Source organism: Limnohabitans sp. DM1 (genome assembly GCF_001269385.1).
In the GTDB taxonomy this organism is placed as follows: Bacteria; Pseudomonadota; Gammaproteobacteria; order Burkholderiales; family Burkholderiaceae_C; genus Limnohabitans_A.
This window is the reverse complement of record NZ_CXOO01000010.1, coordinates 1-25,191: the sequence shown is the minus strand read 5'-3', so window position 1 is coordinate 25,191 and position 25,191 is coordinate 1. Positions and strand designations below refer to the sequence as shown.

General features: G+C 58.6%; 22 protein-coding genes. 8 read left to right on the top strand and 14 right to left on the bottom strand.

All coding sequences use genetic code 11. The features are described from left to right. Positions 1-32: 32 nt before the first annotated feature. Positions 33-1,370 (bottom strand): glucarate dehydratase, encoded by a 1,338-nt coding sequence (gene gudD / locus AMM33_RS01355; RefSeq protein ID WP_090138109.1) that lies wholly within the window; start codon positions 1,368-1,370, stop codon positions 33-35. 80 nt (positions 1,371-1,450) lie between these two features. After that, on the bottom strand, positions 1,451-2,224 hold the full coding sequence (locus AMM33_RS01350) for a FadR/GntR family transcriptional regulator (RefSeq protein ID WP_369802384.1): 774 nt from the start codon (positions 2,222-2,224) through the stop codon (positions 1,451-1,453). Positions 2,225-2,304: 80 nt separating this feature from the next. Between AMM33_RS01350 and AMM33_RS01345 the strand changes: the two genes are divergently transcribed. From AMM33_RS01345 to AMM33_RS01315, 7 genes are all read left to right on the top strand, one after another. Beyond that, complete coding sequence (locus tag AMM33_RS01345; RefSeq protein ID WP_090138692.1) at positions 2,305-3,213, top strand: SMP-30/gluconolactonase/LRE family protein; 909 nt, start codon at positions 2,305-2,307, stop codon at positions 3,211-3,213. A gap of 60 nt (positions 3,214-3,273) precedes the next feature. Then, positions 3,274-4,236, top strand: coding sequence for a TRAP transporter substrate-binding protein (locus AMM33_RS01340; RefSeq protein ID WP_090138690.1), 963 nt, complete (start codon positions 3,274-3,276; stop codon positions 4,234-4,236). Between the two features lie 48 nt (positions 4,237-4,284). Beyond that, positions 4,285-4,773, top strand: coding sequence for a TRAP transporter small permease (locus AMM33_RS01335; protein ID WP_090138105.1), 489 nt, complete (start codon positions 4,285-4,287; stop codon positions 4,771-4,773). A 93-nt stretch (positions 4,774-4,866) separates the two neighbouring features. Then, positions 4,867-6,156, top strand: a complete 1,290-nt coding sequence (locus AMM33_RS01330; RefSeq protein WP_090138103.1) for a TRAP transporter large permease — start codon at positions 4,867-4,869, stop codon at positions 6,154-6,156. Between the two features lie 12 nt (positions 6,157-6,168). Then, a complete protein-coding gene (garD, locus tag AMM33_RS01325) occupies positions 6,169-7,746 on the top strand; it encodes a galactarate dehydratase (protein WP_090138101.1) in 1,578 nt (525 codons plus the stop codon). A 29-nt stretch (positions 7,747-7,775) separates the two neighbouring features. After that, the gene (locus AMM33_RS01320) at positions 7,776-8,771 is read left to right on the top strand and encodes a Bug family tripartite tricarboxylate transporter substrate binding protein (RefSeq protein ID WP_369802383.1); all 996 of its coding nucleotides are present in this window, start codon (positions 7,776-7,778) and stop codon (positions 8,769-8,771) included. 11 nt (positions 8,772-8,782) lie between these two features. Further along, positions 8,783-9,751 carry a Bug family tripartite tricarboxylate transporter substrate binding protein gene (locus tag AMM33_RS01315; protein ID WP_090138686.1) on the top strand — a complete coding sequence of 323 codons (969 nt, stop codon included), beginning with the start codon at positions 8,783-8,785 and terminating at the stop codon, positions 9,749-9,751. Between the two features lie 80 nt (positions 9,752-9,831). On the opposite strand, the gene AMM33_RS01310 is transcribed toward AMM33_RS01315, so the two are convergent. The 11 genes from AMM33_RS01310 to AMM33_RS01260 all read right to left on the bottom strand — a co-directional run bounded on the left by AMM33_RS01310 (position 9,832) and on the right by AMM33_RS01260 (position 24,167). After that, positions 9,832-10,626: a DUF6216 family protein gene (locus AMM33_RS01310; RefSeq protein ID WP_194945168.1), complete on the bottom strand. Its 795-nt coding sequence runs from the start codon at positions 10,624-10,626 to the stop codon at positions 9,832-9,834. Positions 10,627-10,643: 17 nt separating this feature from the next. Next, complete coding sequence (locus AMM33_RS01305; protein WP_090138097.1) at positions 10,644-12,503, bottom strand: T6SS phospholipase effector Tle1-like catalytic domain-containing protein; 1,860 nt, start codon at positions 12,501-12,503, stop codon at positions 10,644-10,646. Beyond that, positions 12,500-13,780 (bottom strand): DUF3304 domain-containing protein, encoded by a 1,281-nt coding sequence (locus tag AMM33_RS01300; protein WP_090138095.1) that lies wholly within the window; start codon positions 13,778-13,780, stop codon positions 12,500-12,502. The genes AMM33_RS01305 and AMM33_RS01300 overlap by 4 nt, the downstream gene beginning before the upstream one ends. Further along, positions 13,777-14,442, bottom strand: a complete 666-nt coding sequence (locus tag AMM33_RS01295; protein WP_090138093.1) for a DUF3304 domain-containing protein — start codon at positions 14,440-14,442, stop codon at positions 13,777-13,779. Before AMM33_RS01295 ends, AMM33_RS01300 begins: the two co-directional genes overlap by 4 nt. A gap of 13 nt (positions 14,443-14,455) precedes the next feature. After that, positions 14,456-14,947: a DUF3304 domain-containing protein gene (locus tag AMM33_RS01290; protein ID WP_194945167.1), complete on the bottom strand. Its 492-nt coding sequence runs from the start codon at positions 14,945-14,947 to the stop codon at positions 14,456-14,458. A gap of 11 nt (positions 14,948-14,958) precedes the next feature. Next, positions 14,959-15,858: a DUF4123 domain-containing protein gene (locus tag AMM33_RS01285; protein WP_194945166.1), complete on the bottom strand. Its 900-nt coding sequence runs from the start codon at positions 15,856-15,858 to the stop codon at positions 14,959-14,961. Continuing rightward, positions 15,855-18,557, bottom strand: coding sequence for a type VI secretion system Vgr family protein (locus AMM33_RS01280; protein ID WP_090138087.1), 2,703 nt, complete (start codon positions 18,555-18,557; stop codon positions 15,855-15,857). Before AMM33_RS01280 ends, AMM33_RS01285 begins: the two co-directional genes overlap by 4 nt. Before the next feature lie 278 nt (positions 18,558-18,835). Further along, positions 18,836-20,707, bottom strand: a complete 1,872-nt coding sequence (locus tag AMM33_RS01275) for a DNA methyltransferase (protein WP_090138085.1) — start codon at positions 20,705-20,707, stop codon at positions 18,836-18,838. Between the two features lie 46 nt (positions 20,708-20,753). Beyond that, positions 20,754-23,459: a DEAD/DEAH box helicase family protein gene (locus tag AMM33_RS01270; protein WP_090138083.1), complete on the bottom strand. Its 2,706-nt coding sequence runs from the start codon at positions 23,457-23,459 to the stop codon at positions 20,754-20,756. 5 nt (positions 23,460-23,464) lie between these two features. Further along, on the bottom strand, positions 23,465-23,866 hold the full coding sequence (locus AMM33_RS01265; protein ID WP_228767888.1) for a type II toxin-antitoxin system RelE/ParE family toxin: 402 nt from the start codon (positions 23,864-23,866) through the stop codon (positions 23,465-23,467). Further along, positions 23,859-24,167 carry a type II toxin-antitoxin system Phd/YefM family antitoxin gene (locus AMM33_RS01260; protein WP_090138080.1) on the bottom strand — a complete coding sequence of 103 codons (309 nt, stop codon included), beginning with the start codon at positions 24,165-24,167 and terminating at the stop codon, positions 23,859-23,861. Before AMM33_RS01260 ends, AMM33_RS01265 begins: the two co-directional genes overlap by 8 nt. A 474-nt stretch (positions 24,168-24,641) precedes the next feature. Between AMM33_RS01260 and AMM33_RS21665 the strand changes: the two genes are divergently transcribed. Beyond that, on the top strand, positions 24,642-25,007 hold the full coding sequence (locus AMM33_RS21665; RefSeq protein ID WP_194945165.1) for a hypothetical protein: 366 nt from the start codon (positions 24,642-24,644) through the stop codon (positions 25,005-25,007). Here the strand turns inward: AMM33_RS21665 and AMM33_RS01255 are convergent. Next, positions 24,926-25,191 (bottom strand): solute carrier family 23 protein (locus AMM33_RS01255; protein ID WP_369802382.1); only part of this gene is annotated, 266 nt, incomplete at its 5' end. The genes AMM33_RS21665 and AMM33_RS01255 overlap by 82 nt on opposite strands.

Genomic DNA, 25,191 nt, shown 5'->3' with positions numbered 1-25,191 from the left:
TCAAGGGGGTGGTGTGTGTGGTGGCGATGTTTTCAGCGCACCATGCAAGGCATTTTGTTGTTGAACTTCCAGCCGGGGATCAGGTACTGCATGGCGATGGCATCGTCGCGAGCGCCCAGGCCGTGTTGCTGGTAAAGCTGGTGGGCTTTCATCACCGCGCCCATGTCCAGCTCGATGCCCAAGCCGGGTTTGGCGGGCACCTCCACATAGCCGTCCTTGATTTGCAGCGGCTCTTGGGTGAGGAACTGGCCGTCTTGCCAAATCCAGTGCGTGTCGATGGCGGTGACTTTGCCGGGTGCGGCTGCCGCGCATTGGGTGAACATGGCCAGTGAAATGTCAAAGTGGTTGTTGGAGTGAGAGCCCCAGGTCAGGTCGTACATCTGGCACAGCTGCGCCACGCGCACCGAGCCTTGCAGCGTCCAGAAGTGCGGGTCGGCCAGCGGAATATCGACCGACTGCAGCTGAATGCTGTGCGCCATTTCGCGCCAATCTGTGGCCACCATGTTGGTGGCGGTGAGCAAGCCCGTGGCGCGGCGGAACTCGGCCATCACCTCGCGGCCCGAGAACACGCCTTCTGCGCCGCAGGGGTCTTCGGCATAGGCCATGGTGCTGCGGTGGTCGCGCAAGAGGCGAATGGCGTCTTTGAGCAGCCAGCCGCCATTGGGGTCGAGCGTGATGCGCGCCTTGGGAAAACGCTCGTGCAGCGCCACCACGGCTTCAACCTCTTCCTCGCCGCGCAGCACACCGCCTTTGAGCTTGAAGTCTTGAAAGCCATAGCGCGCTTGGGCCGCTTCGGCCAGCCGCACCACCGCCTCGGCCGTCATGGCTTTTTCGTGGCGCAGGCGAAGCCAGTCGTCTGTCTGATCGGGCTCGCTGCGGTAGGCCAGATCGGTTTGCTGGCGGTCGCCCACATAAAAGAGATAGCCCAACATCTGCACCCGCTGGCGCTGCTGTCCATCGCCCAAAAGGGCGCAGACTGGCACGTTCAGGTGCTGGCCCAGCAAATCCAGCAAAGCAGACTCGACCGCCGTGACAGCGTGGATGGTGGTGCGCAGGTCAAAAGTCTGCTGGCCCCGACCGCCGCTGTCGCGGTCGGCAAACTGCTGGCGCATGGCGTTGAGCACGGCGTTGTAGTGACCAATCGGCTGGCCTTCAACGAGTGGCCGGGCGTCTTCCAGGGTTTGGCGGATTTTTTCGCCGCCGGGCACTTCGCCCAGACCGGTGTGCCCGGACGAGTCGTTCAGGATGACGATGTTGCGCGTGAAAAAAGGGCCGTGCGCGCCGCTGAGGTTGAGCAACATGCCGTCGTGACCGGCCACAGGAATCACCTGCATGCGGGTGATCACGGGGGTGGGGGAAGGCTTGGACATGGGAAGATGGCTGTTTATTGAACAGACATCGTACAACCAAGACCGAATTGGGCGATGCGTGTTAACCCTCAACGCTGCGTTCAGTGGTGGCTGGATGCGCCTTTTTTATGCCGATCGCGGCTGTTGGACAAATGGGTCCGCATGGCCGCACGCGCCGATTCTGCATCTTGCTGCGCGATGGCGTTCAGGATGTTTTCGTGCTCCTGGTGCACACGCCTGAGGTAAGCCAGTCGGGTGGCGTCAAGCGTGGGTGTGGTCTCCAGGCGGGCTCGTGGAATGGACTGCGCACCCAGCGAATTCATCATGTCTGCAAAGTGCTTGTTTTGGGTGGCGCGGGCAATTTCATGGTGAAACTGGAAGTCGGCGGCAATCGCATCGCGGCCTGCTTCGATGGCCGTTGAAAACGCCAGCATGGCTTCTTGCATGATACGCAGATTGCCCTCGGTGCGCCGAACAGCGGCCAGGGCGGCGGCCTCGGTTTCGATGCTGATGCGCAACTCCAGCAAGGCGATCACATCGTGCAAGGTGCTCAGTTGGTTCGGGTTAACCCGGAAGGAGGGGGGGTCTGTTTGGGTCAGAACGAAGGTACCGATGCCGTGCCGTGTCTCCACCAGGCCGCCTGCTTGCAGCTTTGAAATCGCTTCCCTGACCACGGTGCGACTGACGCCAAAACGCGCCATGATGGCTGCTTCGGTCGGCAGTTTTTCGCCGCTGCTCAGGTCGCCTTTTTGAATCTCGGCGCTGAGCTGATCGACCAGTTCAGCGGTCAGGCTGCGCGTCTTGCGCTTTTCGGCGGGGGCTGCTGGGCTGTTCATCGGGTAAGTACGCATTCCGGTTCGGGCTTGAGTTTGCATAATGAACTTGTACGACAACAGATCACATCGTGCTCACAGTGGCAATGTATCAGAACACTGCAGCCGATGGCCTTTTCTTCATGAACCCCTATCAAACCATTGCTGATGTGCCGGACCTTGTGGGCGAATCCCCCGTGTGGGATGTCCGTGCCAAGTGTTTGTGGTGGGGGGACATCGAAGGGGCATTCATTCACCGCTGCCAGCCTGGGGGGGCCGCACCCCTTGAGTCTTGGCACATGCCTGAGCGTGTGGGCTGCATCGCCTTGACTGAGAAATCAGGCCAATTGATCGCTGCGATGGAAACCGGCATCGCCAGCGTCACTCTGCGCGATGGTGGTCAGCTGGATTGGCAGTGGCTTGCCCGCATCACACACCCGGCACCCGGCATGCGCTTCAACGATGGCCGTTGCGATGCCAGCGGTCGCTTTTGGGTGGGCACCATGGTGATGGACATGTCGCTGGCCTCGGCGCAAGGCGGTTTGTATTGCCTGGACGAGAGGGGTCTCACCGGCCCGCACGTCACGGGCTTGCTCACGCCCAATGGCTTGGGGCTCAGCCCGGACGGGCGCACCCTGTATCTGTCCGACTCTCACCCGCAAGTGCAAAAAATTTGGGCCTTTGACCTCGATTTACCCACAGGGGCTTTGAGCCACCAAAGGGTGTTTGTGGACATGAACGAATGGCCCGGTCGCCCCGATGGCGCGGCGGTCGATGCGGATGGCCGTTATTGGATTTGCGGCAACGACGCGGGGCAAATTCACGCCTTCGATGCGCAAGGCCAGTGGACACAGTCGCTGACCGTGCCCATGCCCAAGCCCTCCATGTGCGCCTTTGGTGGGGCCGATCTGGATCAGTTGTTTGTGACTTCGATCATCCCCGCGCAGACCACCGATGCCATGCGCGGCAGCAGTGGGGCTGTGATTGCCCTGCAGCCCGGAGTGCGGGGTTTGCCAGAGCCGGTGTTCTCTCGCTTTCCTGCACCGGCTTGAAGGGTTTTTTCGCAAGTGTGTGACGGTTTTTTTCAATTTTTTAACCAGGAGACTCCCATGATGAAACTCAAACAATCCCTGATCGCCATTGCCGCAGGTCTGGCCTTGTCGGCGCAAGCGGTCGAGTTCCGCTCGGCCGACATCCACAACGCCGACGACTACCCCACGGTGGTGGCGGTCAAGCACATGAGCACGGTGCTCGACAAACTCTCGGGTGGCAAACACAAGATCAAGGTCTTCAACAAAGGCGCTTTGGGTTCTGAAAAAGAAACCATCGACCAAGTCAAGATCGGTGCGCTGGATCTGGTGCGCGTGAACGTGGCCCCCATGAACGGTGTTTGCCCCATGACCATGGTGCCCACCATGCCGTTTTTGTTCCGCTCGGTGGACCACATGCGCAAATCGCTCGATGGTCCCGTGGGCGCAGAAATCCTCAAGAGTTGTGAATCGGTAGGGTTTGTGGGGCTGGCCTTTTACGACAGCGGCGCCCGTTCCATCTACGCCAAAAAAGCGATCAAAAACGTGGCCGATGCCAAGGGCTTGAAGATCCGGGTGCAGCAGTCTGACCTGTGGGTGGCCTTGGTCGGTGCCATGGGTGCCAATGCCACGCCCATGCCTTATGGCGAGGTCTACACCGGCCTGAAAACCGGTCTGATCGACGCGGCAGAAAACAACATCCCTTCGTTTGACACCGCCAAACACGTCGAGGCCGTGAAGGTCTACTCCAAAACCGAACACTCCATGGCGCCTGAGATTTTGGTGATGTCCAAAGTGGTGTGGGACAAGCTGCCCGCCAACGAGCAAGCCATGGTCCGCCAAGCGGCCAAAGAGTCGGTGGTGGTTCAGCGCAAAGCCTGGGATGAAGCCGAAGGCAAATCGCTGGCCAATGTGAAAGCCGCCGGTGCCGAGATCGTCGAAGTGGACAAGCGTTCCTTCCAGGCTGTGATGGGCCCGGTGTATGACAAGTTCATGACCACGCCGGAGATGAAGCGGGCCATCAAAGCCATTCAAGACACCCAGTAATGGGCTTTTCCACATGCCCCTGGCACCAGCCGGGGGCAGGAGTTTTTCATGTTCACCAAACTGTGTGCCACCGTGTCCAAGATCTGCCTGGTCTTGGCCGTGCTTGGCTTGATCGCCGTGATCCTGTGTGTGCAGTGGCAGGTCATTGGTCGCTATGTGCTCAATGACACGCCCACTTGGGCCGAAGCTTTGGCCATGCTGATCGTGTTGTTCGTCACTGCTTTTGGCTTGGCTGTGGGCGTGCGCGATGCCGGGCACATTGGTTTGGAGTCATTGGTGGTTTTGTTGCCCGAAAAATGGCAGCACCGCATCGAAGTGTTGATCCACGCCTTGGTCGCTTTGTTTGGCTTTTTGATGGTGCAAGGCGGCTGGCTGTGGGCCAGTGCCAAATGGGGCGAAAAAAAACCCATGCTGCCCGTGCCCGACGGCATCGACTATGTGCCGGTCATCATTGCAGGCGCTTTGATTGTCTTGTTCTCTGTTGAGCACATGGTGGCGCTGCTGCGTGGTGAAGTCGTGAAGCCCGTTTGGGAATGAATATGAGCCCCCACATTCGTCACTTCGTGTACTTCATTGCCCCCCGAGGGGGCGCTTGCCCTCCTTGGGGCGGCCCTGCGGAGGTCAATTGACATGGAACTCACCGTCCTCGCCCTCAGCTTCACGCTGCTCTTGATCTTGGGCGTGCCTGTGGCCTTTGCCATTGGCCTGTCCTCGGTGGCCACCATCATCGCAGCTGGTTTGCCGGTGGCCATGGTGTTTCAGAAAATGGTCGGGGGCATGCAGGTATTCTCCTTCCTGGCCATTCCGTTTTTTGTCTTCGCAGGCGAGTTGATGCTGTACGGCGGCATTGCCGACCGCATTGTGCGTTTTGCCAACAGCCTGGTCGGCCATGTTCGCGGCGGCCTGGGCATGAGCAACGTGGTGGGCTGCACTATTTTTGGCGGCGTGGCGGGCTCGCCTTTGGCCGATGTGTCGGCCATCGGCTCGGTCATGATTCCGCTCATGAAGAAGGAAGGCTACGACGCCGACTACGCGGTGAACGTGACCACGCACGCCTCCTTGGTGGGGGCCATCATGCCCACATCGCACAACATGATCATCTTCACGCTGGCCGCATCAGGCCTGGCTTCAGTCAGTGTGCTGGGTTTGATCTTGGCGGGCCTGGTGCCAGCGATCATTTTGACGTTGTGTAATTTGGGCGCGGCTTACTGGGTGGCGGTGCGCAGGGGCTACCCGGTCCACGGCAATTTTCCGGGTTGGCTGGAGGTGACCAAGGCCTTTGGCGCAGCGATGCCGGGTCTGTTTGTCGTCGTCATCATCTTGGGCGGTATCTTGTCGGGGGCGTTTACCGCGACCGAGTCCGCCTCGATTGCGGTGGCTTGGGCCTTGTTTGTCACCACGGTGGTTTACCGCAGTTTGACGTTTCAAAACTTCTTGAAGGCTTGCGCCAAGGCCTGCAAAACCACCGGCGTGGTCCTGCTCTTGATTGGCATTTCCAACGCCTTCGGCTATTTCATGGCGCTGTATGAGGTGCCGCAGATAACCGGTGCGCTGATGCAAAAAATCAGCACCGAGCCTTGGGTCATCTTTTTGATGATCAACATCTTGCTGTTCATCTTGGGCACCTTTTTGGACATGGCGGCCACCATCCTCATTTGCACCCCGATCTTCTTGCCGATCGCCATGCACTTTGGCATGGACCCGATGCAGTTCGGCATCATGCTGCTGATCAACTGCGCCCTGGGCCTGAACACGCCGCCCGTGGGCTCGGTGCAGTTTGTGGGTTGTGCCATCGGGGGAATTTCGGTGGGGCAGGTCATGCGCACCATCGCGCCTTTTTATGGGGCGCTGACAGTGGCCGTGCTTTTGGTGACCTATGTGCCCGTGTTCACCTTGTGGCTGCCCAACTTGTTGAAGTGATCGGCTGAGAACATGAGCACTTCACGCCCGCCTTTGGCGATCCGCATGCATGCGGCGGACAACGTGGCCATCATCGCCAACGATGGCGGGCTGCCCGCGGGCACCGTCATGCCCGAGGGGGTGGCCGCAGGCTTGGTGCTGCGCGACAAAGTGCCGCAAGGCCACAAGCTGGCCTTGGTAGATGTGGCCCAAGGCCAAGCCGTCATGCGCTACAACGTGCCTGTGGGATATGCGCGGCAAGACATTCCGGCAGGCAGCTGGGTGCATGAACGCTTGCTCGACATTCCGCCTGCGCGTGGACTGCAGGACTTGCCAATGGCCACAGTGCAGCCCACGCCGCAAGCCCCGCTGGAAGGCTATACCTTTGAGGGTTATGTGAATGCCGATGGCTCGGTGGGCACACGCAATCTGCTGGCCATCACCACCACGGTGCAATGCGTGGCGGGCGTGGTCAAGATTGCAGTGGAGCGCATCGAACGTGAGTTGTTGCCGCTGTTTCCGCATGTCGATGGCGTGGTGGGCCTGGAGCACAGCTACGGCTGCGGTGTGGCGATTGACGCACCCGGTGCCGAGATCCCGATCCGCACACTGCGCCACATCAGCCTGAACCCCAACTTTGGTGGTGAGGTGATGGTGGTCAGCTTGGGCTGCGAAAAGCTGCAGCCTGATCGCTTGTTGCCTGTGGGCAGTTTCCCGATCCTGGATGAACGTGAAGCAGGGCAGGGGCCAGACCTCGTGTGCCTGCAAGACGATGCGCATGTGGGCTTCATGTCCATGATCGAGCACATCGTGCAAAGTGCCCGCCCGCATCTGGAGCGGCTGAACGAACGCCGCCGCCAAACCGTGCCCGCCAGCGCCTTGGTGGTGGGCGTGCAATGCGGCGGCAGCGATGCGTTTTCGGGCGTGACCGCCAACCCGGCGGTGGGTTACATGGCCGACCTGGTTGTGCGGGCAGGCGGCACCGTGATGTTTTCAGAAAACACCGAAGTGCGCGATGCGGTGGAGCAGCTCACCAGCCGCGCTGCCACGCCCCAAGTGGCCCAAGACATCGTGCGTGAGCTGGGCTGGTACGACCAGTACCTCGACCGTGGCCGTGTGGACCGCACCGCCAACACCACGCCGGGCAACAAGGCGGGCGGCTTGTCCAACATCGCCGAAAAAGCCATGGGCTCCATCATCAAGAGCGGCAGCTCGGCCATCTCCAGCGTGCTGTCGCCAGGCAACAAACTCCAAGCCGACCAAAAGGGCTTGGTCTTCGCCGCCACGCCCGCCAGCGATTTCATCTGCGGCACCTTGCAGCTGGCTGCGGGTATGAACCTGCATGTGTTCACCACCGGGCGCGGCACACCCTATGGCCTGCAGGCCTGTCCCGTGGTCAAGGTGGCCACGCGCACCGACCTGGCCCGCCGCTGGCACGACCTGATGGACATGAACGCCGGGCGCATTGCCGATGGCGAGATCAGCATCGAAGAAGCCGGGTGGGAGCTGTTTCGCATGATGCTGGACGTGGCCAGTGGCCGCAAAACCTGGGCCGAGCACTGGAAGCTGTACAACGCCTTGGTGCTGTTCAACCCTGCCCCCATCACCTGAAAAACCTGACTACAGCGAGGAGACATCTCATGACACAACGCCGTCAATTCATCCAGACCGCCGCCGCGTGCGCCGCTGCCGCCATGGCTCCGGCTGCCTTCAGTCAGGCAGCGCCTTGGCCCTCCAAACCGATCAACTACTTGGTCGCCTTTCCGGCGGGTGGCACCACCGACATCTTGGCCCGTGTGGTCTCGCAAAAACTGGGCACCGCGCTGGGCACCACCCTGGTCATCGAAAACAAAGCCGGCGCGGGCGGCAGCGTGGGCTCCGAGATCGCAGCCCGTGCCCCGGCCGATGGCTACAACCTGCTGGGCGGCACGATCAGCTCACACGCCATCAACGTGAGCCTGTACCCCAAGCTGGGCTATGACCCGATCAAGTCCTTCACGCCCGTGTACCTGTATGGCACCAACCCGGTGGTGCTGGTGGTGGCGGCCAACAGCCCCTACAAAACACTCAAAGACCTGCTGACGGCGGCCAAAGCCAATCCCGGCAAACTGTCGGGTGCATCGGCGGGCAACGGCACATCTCAACACCTGGCGCAAGAGTTGCTGGCCTTCAAAGGGGACGTCAAATTCACCCATGTGCCCTACAAAGGCAGTGCCCCCGCCATTCAAGACGTGATGAGCGGCCAGGTGGATTTCATGTTCGACACCACCGTGGTGGCCGGTGCCCACATCCAAAGCGGCAAGCTGCGCGCATTGGCCGTGACCTCGGCCAAGCGCTTGACCGATGCGCTGACCGACGTGCCCACCGTGGCCGAATCTGGCTGGCCGGGCACTGCCGGGTTTGAAGTCGTGTCTTGGCAAGCGCTCTTTGCGCCTGCTGGCACACCCAAGCCCATCGTGGACAAACTGCATGCCGAGATTTTGAAAATCATGCAAACGCCCGATATGCAAGATCGCATCAAAGGGCTGGGCATGCAGCCTTCCACCCTGTCACCCGAACAGGTTCAGGCTTTTCAGAAAGCCGAAATCGAGAAGTGGGCTCAGGTCATCAAGGCGGCGAACATCAAACTCGAATGAGGACCATCGCCATGTTCAAAATTGTGACATCCACCCTTGCGGCGCTGACTTTGTGCACGGCTGTGCAAGCCCAGACTACGGGGTCTTACCCCGCCAAGCCCATCAAGATCGTGGTGCCTTTTCCAGCGGGCGGCACGTCGGACGTCCTGGCCCGCATGCTGGGCCAGAAGATGACCGAGAGCTGGGGGCAACCCGTGGTGATCGAGAACAAACCCGGCTCCAGTGGCAACTTGGGCGCCGATGCGGTGGCCAAGTCCGCGCCCGATGGCCACACGTTGGTGCTGATGGACGTGGGCAATCTGGTCATCAGCCCGGCCTTGTTCAAACTGCCTTTCACGGTTGAAAAAGATTTTGCGCCAGTGGCCATGGTGGCGTATTCGCCGCACCTGCTGGCCGTGAGCAGCAAGGTGCCTGCCAACACCCCGGCCGAGTTGGTCGCCTATGCCAAAGCGCAAAAGGGCAAGCTCAACTACGCGGTGGCGGCAGGCATGGGCAGCGCCTCGCACCTGGCGGGCGTCATGTACGCACAGCGCAACGGCATCGAGTGGGGGTATGTGCCCTACAAGGGCGGCGCACAAGCCATCACCGACTTGATCGGCGGCCAGGTGGACGTCATGTTCAACGGCATGGTCGCCACCTACCCGCATGTGAAGGCGGGCAAGATCAAATTGATCGCGATATCGAGCACCAAACGCAATGCGCAAATGCCCGACACCCCCACCGTGGCCGAAAGCCTGCCCGGCTTTTTGACCGGCAGTTTTCAGGGCCTGCTGGCCCCGGCCGGCACGCCCAAAGCAGTGATCGACAAACTGCACGCCCAAGTGCAACGCATCGACGCCATGCCCGAAGTGCGCGAACGCCTGACCACGCTGGGCGCCGAGCCTTCAGCCATGAGCCCAGCCGAGTTCGGCAACTGGCTCAAAGCCGAAATCCCGGCCATGGCGAAGATCGTGAAGGACGAGAAGATCACGGTGGAGTGAGGGGGCGCGTTTTGTTCCCCGCATGGGGTGCTTCTAATGTTTGCTCATACCCCGATCTTTATGCAGGAAGCATGTCACTGTCATGAATGGTCCATGGTCATTCGTGGTTGTATTTTTTTCACGACGTGCAACTGCTTGATTCGGTCAATACGGCCTATTGCGAACACGCAAAAAATGGTCAAAAAATACAAGGCCAAAAGGCGTTGACCAACTATCAGAGACTGTATCTGGCTAGCGGCAGCTTTGTTTTGCCAGGTGCTGCACAGCACGTCCCGATCAACAGGTGTGAGACCTTCTTGAGCCTTGAAGGGTTCCGCAGTGCATTGCTCAGATGTGAGCGTTTCTGTGCCTGCGAACACGATAGCCCAGTTGTACTGGCTAGCGTAGGCCGCTCGTTCATCAATCCAATACCAATTGTCTGTGGCGTTGACCCTGATGTTGGCACGATGCTCCGTGCTGATCATCAAAAAAATCAAGCCGAAAGCAGTAGCCAAGACAGCTGCAATGAAATTCATACGCAAATACCAAGCGGAACTGGCCACTCTTTTAATGCAGCGTCCAGGGATGTCGAAAAAATGGTGAATTCTTGAAAGCTCCGAAAGATTGATACCTCTGTGCGTGGCCCATGTTTCAAGTTGGTGCAGCTCTTGCAATGAGGACACCTGCAAATGCGAGAACAAGCGAAACGCCATCAGGTTCGACTGTTGCTCAACAAAAGTCTTCACAGTGGGATCGGTGATCCGATCATGGCCAAAAATCCATTGCCAAAGCCGAATCTTCACTATGTGGAGGGACTGAGTTTTGATGGACACATACAGCAACACGACAACAATGCAACCCAGCAGCAAATAGTATTTCAGGCTTGAGTAATCCATGTTCATCCTCTTTCGTTTCAGTCATTACCTTTGAATACCGTTCGGAATTTGCTCAGGCCCAATTGGTTGCCACCAAAGGATCTGAACTCGTCCACACCCATGTCGATGAAGCCCGCCAGCGAATCGTGCAGGTGATAGGCAAACAAGCGCTCCATGTTGTCGGTCAGGGCCTGTGGGCGAATGCGTTCGGCCACATCGCACCATTTGCTTTCGCGGGCGCTCAGGCGATAGCCGGTTTTGGCTGCCAATTGGCGGTACAGAGTTGCCGCTGCAGCCGGATCAAAGTGCGGGTTGGTCCAAGGGTTTTTTTGCCGGTCGCTGATGCGCGGCAAAATGCTTGCAGGTGAAGCAGGGGCCGCAGTCAATGTGCGCGGCTGTGCCAAAAACTGTGATGACGACACCAATGGCGGTGGTAACAAACGGGAGGCCCCTTGGGCGTTGGCATCGCCGCCGCCCAACGCATGCAGACAATCGATGAAGTCTTTTTGTGTGCTGCGCAAAAACCGCGCATGCTGCTCGTTGGCCTGGCGCAGGGTGGGCACCGACTCAAAACGCGCATGCCACTTGAAGCGAAAGCTGTGGTACAGCGACATGTGCTGGCGCAGCATGTCCTCCACCGGCCCCGGGGCTACGGCAGCCTCACGCAGATAGGCGTTGTAGAGCTGAGTCAGGCTGTCGGATGGTGTCAGCGACAGGAACAAGTCTGGGTTTTGCTCCTTCAAGCTGGCAAACACGGGCAAGGGCACCCCCGCATTGCGCGCTGCCTCGTACATGTCGCGCCCCGGCAAGATGCTCATATTGTCCTGGGGCTTGAGCATCACGCCCAGGCTGCCCGGTGCATAGCCCCCACCCACATCCGAGTGGGCACCTGGGTACACCACTTCTTTCACATTGGCCGGGTAGCTGCCCTGGACCCGCGCAGAGTCCAGCGGAAAGCAAGCCCGCAACTCGTGCCCGGCCACCATGTGCACGCACTGGCGCACAGCCGGGTGCACCTGCAGGGTGTTGTCTGCCCAGCCCTGGTGCCCGGCAAAGGTGCCATCGTCCAGCAAATTGGCCAGGCCGACCGAGGCCACCGTGTCAAACAAGCCTAAAAACTGCAGGTTCAGCGCCATGCCAGCAAACCGCCAGCTGCCGTTTGTGTATTCACATGCTTCCAGCAGCCAGTTCACAAAGGCCCGCGCCTCGGCAGCGCCCCGGCTAAAACCAAAGACACTGAGGTTGATCTGCGTGATGCGCGGCAAGTTGGCGTTCAGCGCTTGCACGAGTTTCTTTTGCCAATGTTGCAAAGCGGCGCGGCGCTGCGGGGCCGATGTCGGGTTGACGCTGCTGGCCAGCGTGTCGCAAATGGTTTTGGCCTGTTCGTTGGGAATCAGGGGGTTGTCAACGCCACGCACATAACGGTGTGGCGCGTTCAGCAGCTGCAGCAGCGCCCACAAAATGCGGTGTTCGCCCATCTCGGCGACCGCCGAGCCAAGGTTGGGCAGCCAGCTTTTTTTCAAAGAGGTGTTGGTGTCGCCCACCTCGGGGAACGGTGTGCCTACGCCCGGGAGGTAGATGCGAAGGTAACCGCGCTCAGGCTTTCGCGGGAAAGCCTGGTAAAGCTTGACGACATTGGTGTGTTTACGCCTTTCGGGTGGGAGTGCCGTGCGACCTTGTCCTTCGGTACTGGAGCCATCGCCTCCGAAGTAATCAATGTCCATGTTGTTGCCGGTGCCATCAAAGAAGAGGCCGACAAACACTTGCCCCTCGCATGACGGTTTGGCCGATGGCGCAGTGGTCAAGCAGGCATGCGCCTGCATACGCTCATAGAGTTCCTGTGCACTGAGCTTGCGCTGTCCTTCTGTCGGGAATGGATTGGGGCTTTGGGCTGTCATGGTTTCTTGATCCTGTTTCCAAATTTCAAGTCGTCATCGGTCGGTGCCCACCAAGCCTTCCACTCCGGGCTGCTGGTCAAGGCTGCCCGCACGTCGTCACCGGGGTAGAAAAAGACATAAAAGTCGCCCACCTCGCCTTGGCCGTAACGAGGGATAGGTACGGTGCGGGATTTCCAGGGGGCCTCAATCAAGACAGGCACACCATCGTCAAGCACTTCACGGCCCTGGTCGTCTTTCTTGAACGTGCCGTTCTCTCGCCACTGGATGGTGACCGTGAGGCCGGGGTGCCATTGCCGGGGGACAACGACGCAGCACATCCCAGCATTGCCAGCCTCGTATTTGCCGCTGTTTTCCGCGCCTCCTTTCCCATTGATGACGATGGAGGCGATGCCGATGTCGGTGTGGTTGACCGCGCCGTAGGGCACGGCAATGGTGCTGTCTTGCGGCTGGCAGGCAGACAAGAGCCAGGCGCAGGCCAGAGTCAGCGGGGCGAGAAAGCGGACTGGTTTGCGCAGGCCAGCAAACCGCCAGCTGCCGTTTGTGTATTCACATGCTTCCAGCAGCCAGTTCACAAAGGCCCGCGCCTCGGCAGCGCCCCGGCTAAAACCAAAGACACTGAGGTTGATCTGCGTGATGCGCGGCAAGTTGGCGTTCAGCGCTTGCACGAGTTTCTTTTGCCAATGTTGCAAAGCGGCGCGGCGCTGCGGGGCCGATGTCGGGTTGACGCTGCTGGCCAGCGTGTCGCAAATGGTTTTGGCCTGTTCGTTGGGAATCAGGGGGTTGTCAACGCCACGCACATAACGGTGTGGCGCGTTCAGCAGCTGCAGCAGCGCCCACAAAATGCGGTGTTCGCCCATCTCGGCGACCGCCGAACCGAGGTTGGGCAACCAGCTTTTTTTCAAAGAGGTGTTGGTATCGCCCACCTCAGGGAATGGCGTGCCTACGCCGGGCAAGTAGATGCCCAGATAACCCTTTTGTGGTTGATATGGGTAAGCTTGATACAGCTTGACGATATTCGTGTGTTTACGCTTTTCGGGTGGGAGTGCCGAGCGACCTTGTCCCAGTGTCTTGCTGCCATCGCCTCCGAAGTAATCGATGTCCATGTTGTTGCCGGTGCCATCAAAAAAGAGGCCGACAAACACTTGCCCCTCGCATGACGGTTTGGCCGACGGTGCCGTGGCCAGGCAGGCATGCGCCTGCATGCGTTCATACAGCTCCTGGGCGCTGAGCTTGCGTTGTCCGTCTGTGGTGAATGGGTTGGGGGTTTGGGCTGTCATCGTGATCTTTTTCCAAAACGTCGATCTTGTTCAGCGATGTCTTCAACTGAGGATGCGTACCAAGCCTTCCACTCCGGGCTGCTGGTCAAGGCTGCCCGCACGTCGTCACCGGGGTAGAAAAAGACAAAGAAACGGCCATCGCCTTCGTAACGAGGGATGGGAACGGTGCGGGATTTCCAGGGAGCCTCAATCAAGACAGGCACACCATCGTCAAGCACTTCACGGCCCTGGTCGTCTTTCTTGAACGTGCCGTTCTCTCGCCACTGGATGGTGACCGTGAGGCCGGGGTGCCATTGCCGGGGGACAACGACGCAGCAGACGCCACCAGCTTGACCGTGTTTCGGAGGTGCGAGGATGCCCCCTTGCCCATTGATGACGATGGAGGCGATGCCGATGTTGGTGTGGTTGACCGCGCCGTAGGGCACGGCAATGGTGCTGTCTTGCGGCTGGCAGGCAGACAAGAGCCAGGCGCAGGCCAGAGTCAGCGGGGCGAGAAAGCGGGCAGGCGCGCGCAGACCGACAAACACCCGTCCTTCGCATGACGGTTTGGCCGACGGTGCAGTGGTCAAGCAGGCATGCGCCTGCATGCGCTCATAGATTTCTTGCGTGTTGAGCTTGCGCTGGCCGTCTGCGGGAAATGGATTGGGGGTTTGGGCTGTCATGAGTCGGGTTTCCTCAATGGCTGGCGTCGTAAGCCAGGTCTTCTGGCGTGGGTTTGTCCCAAGCCTTCCACTCCGGGCTGCTGGTCAAGGCTGCCCGCACGTCGTCACCGGGGAAGAAAAAAACATAAAAGTCGCCCACCTCACCTTGGCCGTAACGAGGGATGGGAACGGTGCGGGATTTCCAGGGAGCCTCAATCAAGACAGGCACACCATCGTCAAGCACTTCACGGCCCTGGTCGTCTTTCTTGAACGTGCCGTTCTCTCGCCACTGGATGGTGACCGTGAGGCCGGGGTGCCATTGCCGGGGGACTACGACGCAGCAGATGCCAGCATTGCCGCTGCCATGCTTCGAGGAGTTCAATACGCCCCCTTGCCCATTGATGACGATGGAGGCGATGCCGATGTCGGTGTGGTTGACCGCGCCGTAAGGCACGGCAATGGTGCTGTCCTGGGGCTGGCAGGCCGACAAGAGCCAGGCGCAGGCAAGGGTCAGCGGGGGCAACATGCGCAGGGGTTTCATATGAGCCCCTTTTCACGCAAGGTCTGGTGCAATTGGCCTGGCGTGTAATGGGCATGTGCAAAGATTTTTTCAAATCGCGGGTCGTTCATCACGGCACCTCGCGTGTGACATGCCGCCAGCAAAAGATTCAGTTTGTCGGTCCATGGCTGGATGCCTTTTTCTTCGGCTGTGGCGAGGACCCAGGCTGTGTAGGCGTGCATCTTGGAGGGCAAGACCTGATCCGGGAGTTGATCGGGCATGTGCGTGCACACGTAGTGCAACAGTGCATCTGGTTCAGCCGTGGTGGCCATGGCTTGCAGTTGCGCTTCGTCGAACACCATGGACTCAGGCAGTGCAGGGGTATTGTCGATAGGAGGTGTTTGCAGGCCTGTAGGTAGGCTCTTGACCGAGCCTTGGCGGTCGATGTAGAGCCAGCTGTGCAGAGGTCGGGTCAGCGCCTGCCATTGCTCTGGGCGCAGGTGGGCGTGCAAGCTGCACATGCTGCGTGTGTCGGCCAGCCGCAGCAATAAGGTTTGCTGCTCCGGCGTTTGTGCCCAACTCCAATGACGGATGTGCTGGGCCAGGTCGTTTTCCGTGTGGTCACTGGCCCACAAACTCAGCATGGGCCGACCGCTTGCATGCGCCAGCCAGGGGTGCAGCCGTTGCTTGACGGTGGCCTGGTCGTCGCCAGGGCGGTAGGCGATCAGGATGTGGGGGGCCATGTGTTGCAGGTCACGCATATTGTCCACCTGGTAAACGTTCAGCCCAGCCGGTTCGGGGGCTTGGCTGCGTTCGTCGGCCACATCAAAGGCTTTGTCGATCCACATGTACCAATGGGTTTTGAGTTGTTGGCCGATCTGGCTCAATAGCTCGGTGGTCACGGCGTCCAGCGCCAAGGGGTCTGTGCCGTATTTCATGGCTGTGGCTTTGCAAAGGGCATGGCACCGCTCAGGGCTTTGAGCATGCATTCGGGGCAATCGGCATAGGGCAGCACAGGCATATGGATGGGCAAGCTTTTGGAGCCGTCCATGCTGTGGCTGGCCGCATGCGCAACCCAATTGCCGCTGGTGCCGTTTTCAATGCCACTGGCATTCCAGCGGGTGTAGCTGCCGCCGCCGTTGATCACGACTTCTTCCTGCGCGCTGAGCGTGATGCGGTTGGCCGTTTCGGTGATCTCCAGCTTGGCCAACATGTGGATGCTGGTTTTGAGCGCTTGAATGTCGAGATCTTCTTTCGCTGACGAGAAGCGTATGCCAGCCTTGTAGGCAAATAGCCGGATCGCCTCTTTGGCGCTGACGAGCAAGCTCTTGCCCGCGCTCACACTGGTGTGCCCGCCGCTGGTGATGGCGTGGTGCTGGCCGCTGTGCTGGTGCGTGCTTTGCGGTGTGGTGCTCTCGATGCCCGCAGGGCTGGACAGGATCAGGTGGGGTTCTTGTAGCTCGGGGAATTTGCCTTCTGTTTTGCCGTCCCCTGCAATGGCCTTGTTCTGCGCTTCAATGGCTTGGGCTACGTCGCCTTGGTCGCTGGCTTCCTGCGCTTGGTGTTGCAACGCCAAGTCGCCCAAACTGTCGTGCTGGCTTTGCCCTTGGGCCAGCCGCGCTGCGGTCTCGCTCAGGTCGGTGATGTGCCCGCTGGCGTTGGGCCTGCCTTCGGTGCTGATGAGCAGGCCGTCTTTGGCCCTGACTGCGCCGTGTCCGTCGGTGCGCAGCTCGAAGCCTTCGCCACGGTGGTCTTTGCGGCCCGCGTTGTCTTCGATGCGCGTGATGTGCCCCAGGCTCAGCTGGCTGTGCTGGTGGTCGCTCTTGATTTGTGCCTGGATCTTTTGTTCGGTGTCGTCCAGCACCAAGTGGTTGGACCTGCCCGCTGCGCTGTTGCCTCCGCCGGGTTTGAGCTCGCGGCTTCTGAAGCCGCTTATGGCTTGCTGCGCGGGCAGCGCCCAAGGCGGCGTGTTCATCTGGTTGTAAACCCGGCCGGTGCAAATCGGCTGGTCCGGGTCTCCGCCCAGAAAGTCCACGATCACTTCTTGCCCGATGCGCGGCACGTGCATGGCGCCCAGCTGGTTGCCCGCCCAAGCCGCTGACACGCGCAACCAGCAGCTGCTGTTGTGGTTCTTGGCGCCATAGCGGTCCCAAGGAAACTGCACTTTGATGCGGCCCAAGGGGTCGGTGTAGATGTCGCTTTGGGCGGTGTCGGCCTCTGGCCCGCAGACCAGAGCCGTCTCAGGGCCGTGGGTGTGGGGTTTGGGCTGAATGCCTTCGGGGCGCAGCAGCTCGGTGGTGGGCTGCACTTCAAAGCGCACCTCGATGCGCCACTGGCCTGTCAGGCGCTGGGCGTCGGACAGGGCTTGCGGAATCGGTGCGTGGCCGATGTTGTTCTTGCTGCTGTTGTGATCCCGCGCCGTGTCTTCGCTGACGTTTTCGATGACGGTGTGGGTGGACAGCGTGAGGTATTCGATGTTGGCCGCGTCTTGCGGGTGTTTGTGCAGGGCAAAGGTGTGGCCCGTGGCGATGCCGCGCACATGGCCTGCGCCGCTGGCGCGTTGGCCTGCCTGGCGCAGCGCTTGCATGCGCAGGCGTGCCAAGTGTTGGCCTTGGGCCTCGGTTTGGTTGGCCTGGGCGGTGTCAGAACCTTTATTCTCTTGCGCGTAGTCGCTGCCGGGCAAGCTGCCGCTGGCGGTGCTGCCGATGCCGCTGTCCGGGCTGGTGCGCACTTTGCCCCCGCGCCACAGGTACACCTCTTGGTTGGCCTGGCCGGTGGGCCGGGGCTGGGCTTGGCTTGCGCCCAGTGCCACTTTGGGGCGGGTGTAGTCGTATTCGCGGCTGGCGTATTGGCCTGCTGTGAGACGCTCGGTGGGGGTGAAGGCGTGGATGTATTCCTCGTCCACCTTGTGGCCCGGTGGGTAGTAGGCAATGCGGTGGTAAGCACTGTCGCTCTGGTCCTTTTGCAGGGGACTGAAGGCGCCGTTGTGGTCGCTCAAGATCAGGCGGTGCACACCACCCGAGTGCTCAAAGTGGTAGTTGATGCCCCACTCTTGCATGAGGCGGGTGATGAATTCAAAGTCGGTTTCGTTGTACTGCACGCAGTAGTCGCGCACCGGATACGTTTCGATCAGGCGCACTTCGGTGGCAAAGGCGTAGTCAGAGAGGACTGCGCGGATGACTTCAACCGGGGTTTGGTCTTGAAACACTTTGCAGTCAGCCGTCAGCGTGGCCAGGTGCAGCCAGGGGCGCAGGGTGAGCGCGTACAGGGCGTGGCGGCTGTCCGTGCCCAGGTGCCGGGCGGCGGTGATGAGGCCAGACAGTTCACGAACGCCTGCGCCTTGGTTGGCTGCGCCCAAGTTGCCCGCCAGGCCCGCCACAAAGCTGCCGTGGCCGTCCAGGGCGATGGCGCAAGTGATCTCGCGCCCGACCATGTCGTGCAGGGGGAAGTTGCTGGCGTCGTTGGCGGCAAACTGCAAGGCGTCGGGGCTTTGCAGGATGAGGGTGTACTCAAAGAGGGTGTTGACGGCCTCATGGCCCGAGAGCTTCAGGGGCACCAAGGCGGCAGCGCCTGCCACTTGGGGGATGGCCGGGCTGGTGACGGTGAGGACTTTGGGGGATGGGTTGAAATTGGGCATATCGAATCTGCAAACCTGAACGGAATTCGAGATTAGATACCAAAGTAAACACAAAAAACAGAGAAAGATTTAAAGCATCAGGATACGGGGGGTGAAGTACTGGGAAATGAACCTTTGAAGCAATTTCAGCTTGTTAGAGCGTGATTAAAGACCGTCAAAGTTGGTCAAACGTACATGGCACAAGTAGGCAAGTTGCTTTCGCAGTTTGATGCTCGGATTGATAAGTTGGCTATCACCTTGGGTGATGACATTCCTTTCTGAAAGGGTTGTTTACCTGACTAACTTTGATTCATTACAACCAGTTCTTCACCCAGCATGTCAATGATCTTGACGGCTACGGTGCTGCCAGCTGGCGGTGCCGACAATTCGTAGCGTCCAGCAACCAAATCTTGCTTGCGTGCTGGCACGTCGGACAGGGTAACGTTGAACACTTTGCCGTCATGTTGTGTGTCGATCAAGATGCAGTCGACCACCGCACGCCAGTCGGTGATCTGTGCTCGGAAAACACCTTGTTCCAGATTGAGTCGCTGAACGATGGTGGGGGAGAGCACGTCCTCGATAGTGATGACCAGCTTGTCATTTTTGTGCTCGATCTTCACTTGCGCTGACAGTGGTTCATGACGGATAAAGCCGCCCACCTTGCGGTCGCTGCGCAGTTCGGTAACGTGCAGCTTGTTGATGGGACGTCGGGCGTTGTATTGCTCAACCCAAGCGCGAGCATCGTGTTGCCAGCCCAGACACACTACCAGCACATCACGCTCTTCTTGCGGACGGTTTTTTAGTTCCGTTTGCACGGACTCCAGGTCCATAGGTGTGAGCGGGTGGTTGAAGGGCACGATCTTGACCAGCCTGCCGCCTTGCGTGCCGTCAAAGAACGCATCAGTCCGAGTACGCGTGATGCCAAGGTGCTCGCAGGCCAAGGCCACAGCTTCGTTGTGCTGGATTTGGAGGTCGTAGTCATTCACGCGGTGCGTGGAAAAGTCGAGTTGACACGGGCCAAGCACTGGCTCTTCGGCCTCCACCAGTTCGCCCTGTGCGGGGCGCTTGGCTTGTCGACGTTGTTCTTGCATACATGCCTGTAGGCGTTTGGCCGTAGTCTGGATTGCACCTTTGTTAATGTCGCAACCGACCCAACGACGGCCTAGTTTTTGAGCTGCTTCGGCCGTTGTTCCAGATCCGATGAAGCAATCAAGGATCAGATCGCCAGGATTGCTGCAACAAGAAATAATCCTCTCAAGAAGTTCAATTGGTTTTTGAGTTGGGTATCCAGTTCTTTCACCTTTGAATCCTGCAATGATTGAAAGCTCCCATACGTCACGTGTGGGCATGCCTTTTGTTTCGTCTTCGGATGTGATTTTTCGAGTGCCCGTTTCTTCGTCAAGAATTTGCGTTTTACCGCCAAATCGCTTCATGTAGCTTTCAGATGCATCTTCGTAGGTTTTGTGAAATGCGTGAGAGTTGTCATTGCTTTTCGAGTACCAGAAAATACTGTCATGCATTTGCTGGAAATTCTGTGAATTGGATGGCCATCTACGATATGACCAAATAATTTCATTTCGAAAATTCTTGTCTTGTCCGAAAACTTCATCAAGAAGACATCTCAGTAGATGGCCTTTGGATGAATCACAGTGCAAAAAGATACTTCCTGAGTCAGCTAATAGTTCTCTCAACATCAACAGCCGTTCGTACATGAACTGCAGGTAGTTGTCATTGGCCCAGATGTCGCTGTATTGCACCTGCTCGCCCAGTGTGTATTCCTCGCCGTCAATTTTTACCGTGCCTTTGGCACCTCGTAACTGAACCTTGCGCACGTAGTCGGCGCCGCTGTCAAAAGGGGGGTCGATGTAGATCAGCTTGACCTTGCCGCGAAAGCCGTTGGCTAACAGATGGGCCAGCACGTCTTTGTTGTCACCGTGGTAGAGCAGGCCCCCTTGGGGTAGGTCTTTGGGCCAGTCGCTCCAGTCGGCGGTTTGCAGCGTTGCAGACTCTGCGCCTGCAGCTTGAAAGCGCTCAATCTCTTGCGCTGGAAAAGCCTTGATGCGGGCCAGTGGCTTTTTGCCCACCCAGGTGAGCATGGGGCGGCCTTTGGCCTTGGCCACGGTCACTTCTTTGGCCTTGGCGGTTTTGCTGGTGGCGGTGGTGTCGTTCATGGTGCGTCTATGGTGTGTTTTGTGTGCGGCTGGGCGTGGTGCCTGATCAATGGCCGCGAATGAAGTTCAGTACGGTGGGGTAGCCTTCTGGCAGCAATTCAGTATCGGCAAACATAACGTGGTAAGCCAGTTTGTCGGGGTTGAGTTGCTCCCAACGCTTGAGTGCAACGGCTTTTCGACCTTCGAGTGACTGTGCTGCTTCGCCCTTGTGCAGCCGTTGCAGGTCGGCTTTGATATCAGGGCTGTGCAAATCTTTTTTGATTTCGACGACCAGGTGCTTGCCGTCTGCACGACGCATCACAAAGTCGGGCGTGTAACGATGCCAGCGGCCATCATCACCCAGGTATTCGGCATGCAGGTCGGTTTTACCAGGGTCGGTCAGACCGCCTGTGAACCAGACGCCTTCGATGTCGTGCTTTTCACTTTTGAGTTGTGTCAATGCCCAGCGCAGAAATTCTGCTTCGGGGCTGGAGTCGAAGTTGTAGCCTTCGTAGTGAAAGCTGGCATTCAATGCGTGTTGGCTGTTGGCCGTGTCTTTGGCTGTGAGGTAAAGCGGCTCGCGGTCTTTGGCAAAGCTGATGCGGGCGGTGTAAACCGCTTGACCATTTTTTTCAATCTTTTGGAATCCATCAGGCTTGACCAAGGCCAGTGCCACATCGATGGTTTCATGGTGTGCTTCGTAGTCAGCACGTTGCAGTTCGATTTGCAGGCCTAAAGCAGGCAAGTGGTATTCGGGTACTTCAGCATCTGGGCCGTAGGCCAGCCGCAAGGCGGTTAAGACTTGAGTGCTTGGCAGGTGGTAATTGGCTCCCAACTCAGCTGCAGCGGTGTACAAGTCCAGCAAAGGTGGTGCAGTGGGCAGTGTTTCGTCTCCAGCATCTATACGCTGCAAGCGTGTGGTGCCGGACTCGGTTTCAATCACTGTCAGTGTTTGCATATTGGCAGCTACGGGTGCGGCCACAACAGGTATCTGCAGTTGAAGCGGGGTTTGAGCTGCTGTGTCTGATTTACGGCGGTAACGCAGCACATGCTGTTGTATGAGAAGGGGGGGCAGCAGAGGCTTGTGCAGCACGATGTCACGTTCTACGCGTTCGGCTTGCTGAGCAAAAAGCTCTTGTAGCGATGTGCCGTAAGTCTCCGTCAATTGGTCTTCAAGCGACTTGCGATTGCTGCGTGTGAGGTAAACGCGTGCGGGGTGTTTGTTGCCTGGCACTTGGCGTAAGCATCGGGTGGCCGCTTGCAACACAAAGTTGTTGCTGTTGGCCAGTTTGCGGATGAGGGCAGTGGCAAATAGGCTGGGGCAGTTCCAGCCTTCGGTGCCCATGTTGACGAGCAGCAGCACGCGCTCAGGTGCGCTGGGGTCGCGGGCCACGGCCTCAAATTGACGTCGTGTCGCCTCGCTGCTTTTGCCGTCCACTGCCAAAATGGTGTCGGTGCCAATGCCGTGCATGGCCAGCGTGGATTCGACCGAGCCGCGCAGTTCGTCGCGGGTTTCGATGTTGGGGAAGTAAAGCGCAATACGAGCCGGTGCACCATTGGGGAGGCTGACAGTCCAATAGTCGCGCACAAAGTCGTTGACGATTTGAGCAGTCAGTTCGTCTGCTTGCGTATCGTCGAGTTCCAATACTTTGATGTTGCGAGCCAGCTCTTTGAGGACGCCATCGCGGATGCCTTCGCCCAGGCCGTACCAGATCACCACATCGCGCAGGGGCTGTTTTTCAAAGTACGGCGTGCCAGTGGCGTTTACCACCACGATCAGGTTGGTTTCTTGTGCCAAGTAGTCGATGGTGCGGCGCACTTTCTTGATGCCATCGTCCTTGAAGACCAGTTCGCCCGTCTCTTTATCTTTTTCCCACTTGCCCAGCAGCTTTTGGCCATAGGTATGGTGGGCCTCGTCAGAGAAGACTGCCAGATGCGGTAGCGAGGCGATGGCTTGCAGTCGCAGGTTGGCCAGTTCTTCGTTTTCTTCTTGTTTGTTGCCAGCGAACAGCTTGAACTGTTGCCCATTGCCTCGGGTGTTGGGCTTTTGGATGCGGATTTTTTCGGTGTTGGTGACGATGACGTTGAAGTTGCTGCCCCAAACGATGGGGATCTGTTTGTCACCGTCACGCGTGAAGGTGAGCTTGAGACTGGCCGCAAACGATTTGTGCATGCGTGGCGGTAACAGCCGTTCATACGGCACATCGGCCAGTTCGCGCAAAGCACTGAGAATAGTTTTGCCTGGCGCGAAGATCAACGCGTTTTGTACAAACGGTCCGTCTGGGTATTCCATGGCCATGGCGAATTCGGTAGCCACGATGGAGCCCATGAGGATGGTTTTGCCAGCGCCCATAGCCAATGCAAGGATGTAGCTGGCGTAGTCCAGTGACAGGGTTTCGCGCAGGCTTTCAAGTTTGTTGTCGCGAACAAACTGGTTGTCTTCTTGAACGCGTTTGATCAGCGCCGTGTAGTTGTATTTGGCTTCTTTGAACAGCTTTTCGTTGACGCCCATGGCATCCAGACGGTCGGGCAGGTCTTCAAAAAGTATTTCATACAGCTCGGGCGTCTTGGGTGTGCCCAGTACCAATCGCAAATACCAATAGGTTTCGAGTGCCCGCAACTGGGCACGACGCAAGAAGCGCAATTGACCTGTCTGTGTATCTTCGGTGGCGTATTCGAGAATTTCTCGAATAGCTGGATAGTCATCGCAGGGATAGTTCTCTTGCCGCCACGCGTCCACGCGTTCCGAGAGAGTTTGGTAGAGAAAAGACATGGCGCTTATTGTTTTTGAGATGAAGGCCCGGACGACCACAGCAAAGCGAAGTCGAAGGTGAGTTGGCGATGGTGCCGAATCGACAGCAGATACACGATTTCCGGGTCTTTGGTGACGGTGTAGAGGATCAGGTAGTCGCTGTGCAGGTATTCACGCAAAGCATCGGGTGCGCCCGCAGGCAGCGCTGCCAGCTGGGTCAAGGCTTCGGCGGACTGCGGTGCTTGGTCTAGATATGGGCGGCCAATGCGCGGAAAGCGTTGCAGATTAGGGATGACCGTGCTGCGCAGTTCCTGTATCAGTCGGTCGAATGCAAAGCTTGCGTCTGCTTGTTCCAAAAAGGCTTCGATGTCGTCCAGTCGGGCATTGAAACTGTCGGTCAGTTCAACCGGCAGTAGCTTTTCAGTCACGTGCAACTCGCTTCGCTGCACGTTGGCTCTGCCGTGCGGCGAGAGCGGCGTCTGCATCTTGTGTGCGACCTGCGCGAATGTCTTCCAGACCACGCCGGGCATCATCGATCAGCAGCAGGTGAATGCGCTCGCGTTCCAGCCGGTGGTAGTAGTCGAGTCTGTCGGAATCAATCAGGGCCACGTAGCTTTCACCGTTTTTGGTGATGATTTTTTCGGCGCCGTGTTTGGCTTGATCGGCCAGCACAGACAAGCTGGCGCGGGCTTGCGTGAAGGGCACCACATCATTGACAGAAATTCCCATGCTTAGCTCCCAGGGTTGCAGAATTCTGTGCATTTTAGCGGTGTTCATTGATCTCACCTGCAAGACTCATTCAAGCCCCCAGATTCAACCAAGTCAGCACGCCCCACGCCACCACATACAGAACAGACCCAGCGCTCAAAGCTTGTGAGGCGTAACTGCCCAAGCACCGTTCAGCGATCAGGCCCCACAGGGGGATGAGTTGTTGGGCGTGCACACCCAAGAAATGCGATGGGCGAATGTCTTGGTGCAGGTGCCAGCCGACCCAGGCCCCCCGTGCCAGAATGAACTGCTACACCTTCCCCTGTTAGTTTAGAGAGCAACGATGTAGGTATGAAGATCATCAAACAACCCAAGGCACAGATGCATGCAACCGTAGATTCAGTTGAAGCAGACGCATCGCAAGCAGCCAGTAGGCACACTGTAGGCGCGCCTGTATCGGCATTGCCACTGTCACCTGGCAACAATTCTGAAGTTGTGGCCACTGCCAAACGTCGGCTCATTGCCAATGCTGACAAGCGCCGCATTGTGCTCGCCGCCGCCGCGTGCACCAAGCCCGGTGAAATTGGCGCACTGATGCGCCGCGAGGGCGTGTACTCATCTGCACTGGCCACATGGCGACGCCAATATGCGGCAGGTGAGTTGAGCGACGCGACATCCAAAAAACGTGGCCCCAAAGCCGACTCTGCCCGAGCCGAGCTCAAGCAATTGGCGCTGGTCACGCGTGAGCGCGACAAGTTGCGGGTGCAGCTGAGCAATGCTCAACTTGTCATCGAGGTCCAAAAAAAAGTTGCCGCGTTGCTGGAGCAGCTCGATCCACTGCAGAAGTTCGCGAGTCCTTGATGGCTGCAACCCTTGAACTCACCCCAGCGCTGGGCAGTGCTGCAGCATGCCGCGCCATGGGATTTTTTGCCCGTCAGATCGCCCAAGGCGAGGAACATGCCGGTCGACTCGATCATCACCACGATCATCACCAAGGTCATGGTCAGGATCAGGATCGGATCAAAGACGGGTGTGGCGATTTCGA

What these genes read in the sequence shown, in the direction of transcription:
- gudD (WP_090138109.1), bottom strand. Translation starts at nt 1,370, where the DNA reads ATGTCCAAGCCTTCCCCCACCCCCGTGATCACCCGCATGCAGGTGATT.
- AMM33_RS01350 (WP_369802384.1), bottom strand. Translation starts at nt 2,224, where the DNA reads ATGCAAACTCAAGCCCGAACCGGAATGCGTACTTACCCGATGAACAGC.
- AMM33_RS01345 (WP_090138692.1), top strand. Translation starts at nt 2,305, where the DNA reads ATGAACCCCTATCAAACCATTGCTGATGTGCCGGACCTTGTGGGCGAA.
- AMM33_RS01340 (WP_090138690.1), top strand. Translation starts at nt 3,274, where the DNA reads ATGAAACTCAAACAATCCCTGATCGCCATTGCCGCAGGTCTGGCCTTG.
- AMM33_RS01335 (WP_090138105.1), top strand. Translation starts at nt 4,285, where the DNA reads ATGTTCACCAAACTGTGTGCCACCGTGTCCAAGATCTGCCTGGTCTTG.
- AMM33_RS01330 (WP_090138103.1), top strand. Translation starts at nt 4,867, where the DNA reads ATGGAACTCACCGTCCTCGCCCTCAGCTTCACGCTGCTCTTGATCTTG.
- garD (WP_090138101.1), top strand. Translation starts at nt 6,169, where the DNA reads ATGAGCACTTCACGCCCGCCTTTGGCGATCCGCATGCATGCGGCGGAC.
- AMM33_RS01320 (WP_369802383.1), top strand. Translation starts at nt 7,776, where the DNA reads ATGACACAACGCCGTCAATTCATCCAGACCGCCGCCGCGTGCGCCGCT.
- AMM33_RS01315 (WP_090138686.1), top strand. Translation starts at nt 8,783, where the DNA reads ATGTTCAAAATTGTGACATCCACCCTTGCGGCGCTGACTTTGTGCACG.
- AMM33_RS01310 (WP_194945168.1), bottom strand. Translation starts at nt 10,626, where the DNA reads ATGGATTACTCAAGCCTGAAATACTATTTGCTGCTGGGTTGCATTGTT.
- AMM33_RS01305 (WP_090138097.1), bottom strand. Translation starts at nt 12,503, where the DNA reads ATGACAGCCCAAAGCCCCAATCCATTCCCGACAGAAGGACAGCGCAAG.
- AMM33_RS01300 (WP_090138095.1), bottom strand. Translation starts at nt 13,780, where the DNA reads ATGACAGCCCAAACCCCCAACCCATTCACCACAGACGGACAACGCAAG.
- AMM33_RS01295 (WP_090138093.1), bottom strand. Translation starts at nt 14,442, where the DNA reads ATGACAGCCCAAACCCCCAATCCATTTCCCGCAGACGGCCAGCGCAAG.
- AMM33_RS01290 (WP_194945167.1), bottom strand. Translation starts at nt 14,947, where the DNA reads ATGTTGCCCCCGCTGACCCTTGCCTGCGCCTGGCTCTTGTCGGCCTGC.
- AMM33_RS01285 (WP_194945166.1), bottom strand. Translation starts at nt 15,858, where the DNA reads ATGAAATACGGCACAGACCCCTTGGCGCTGGACGCCGTGACCACCGAG.
- AMM33_RS01280 (WP_090138087.1), bottom strand. Translation starts at nt 18,557, where the DNA reads ATGCCCAATTTCAACCCATCCCCCAAAGTCCTCACCGTCACCAGCCCG.
- AMM33_RS01275 (WP_090138085.1), bottom strand. Translation starts at nt 20,707, where the DNA reads ATGAACGACACCACCGCCACCAGCAAAACCGCCAAGGCCAAAGAAGTG.
- AMM33_RS01270 (WP_090138083.1), bottom strand. Translation starts at nt 23,459, where the DNA reads ATGTCTTTTCTCTACCAAACTCTCTCGGAACGCGTGGACGCGTGGCGG.
- AMM33_RS01260 (WP_090138080.1), bottom strand. Translation starts at nt 24,167, where the DNA reads ATGGGAATTTCTGTCAATGATGTGGTGCCCTTCACGCAAGCCCGCGCC.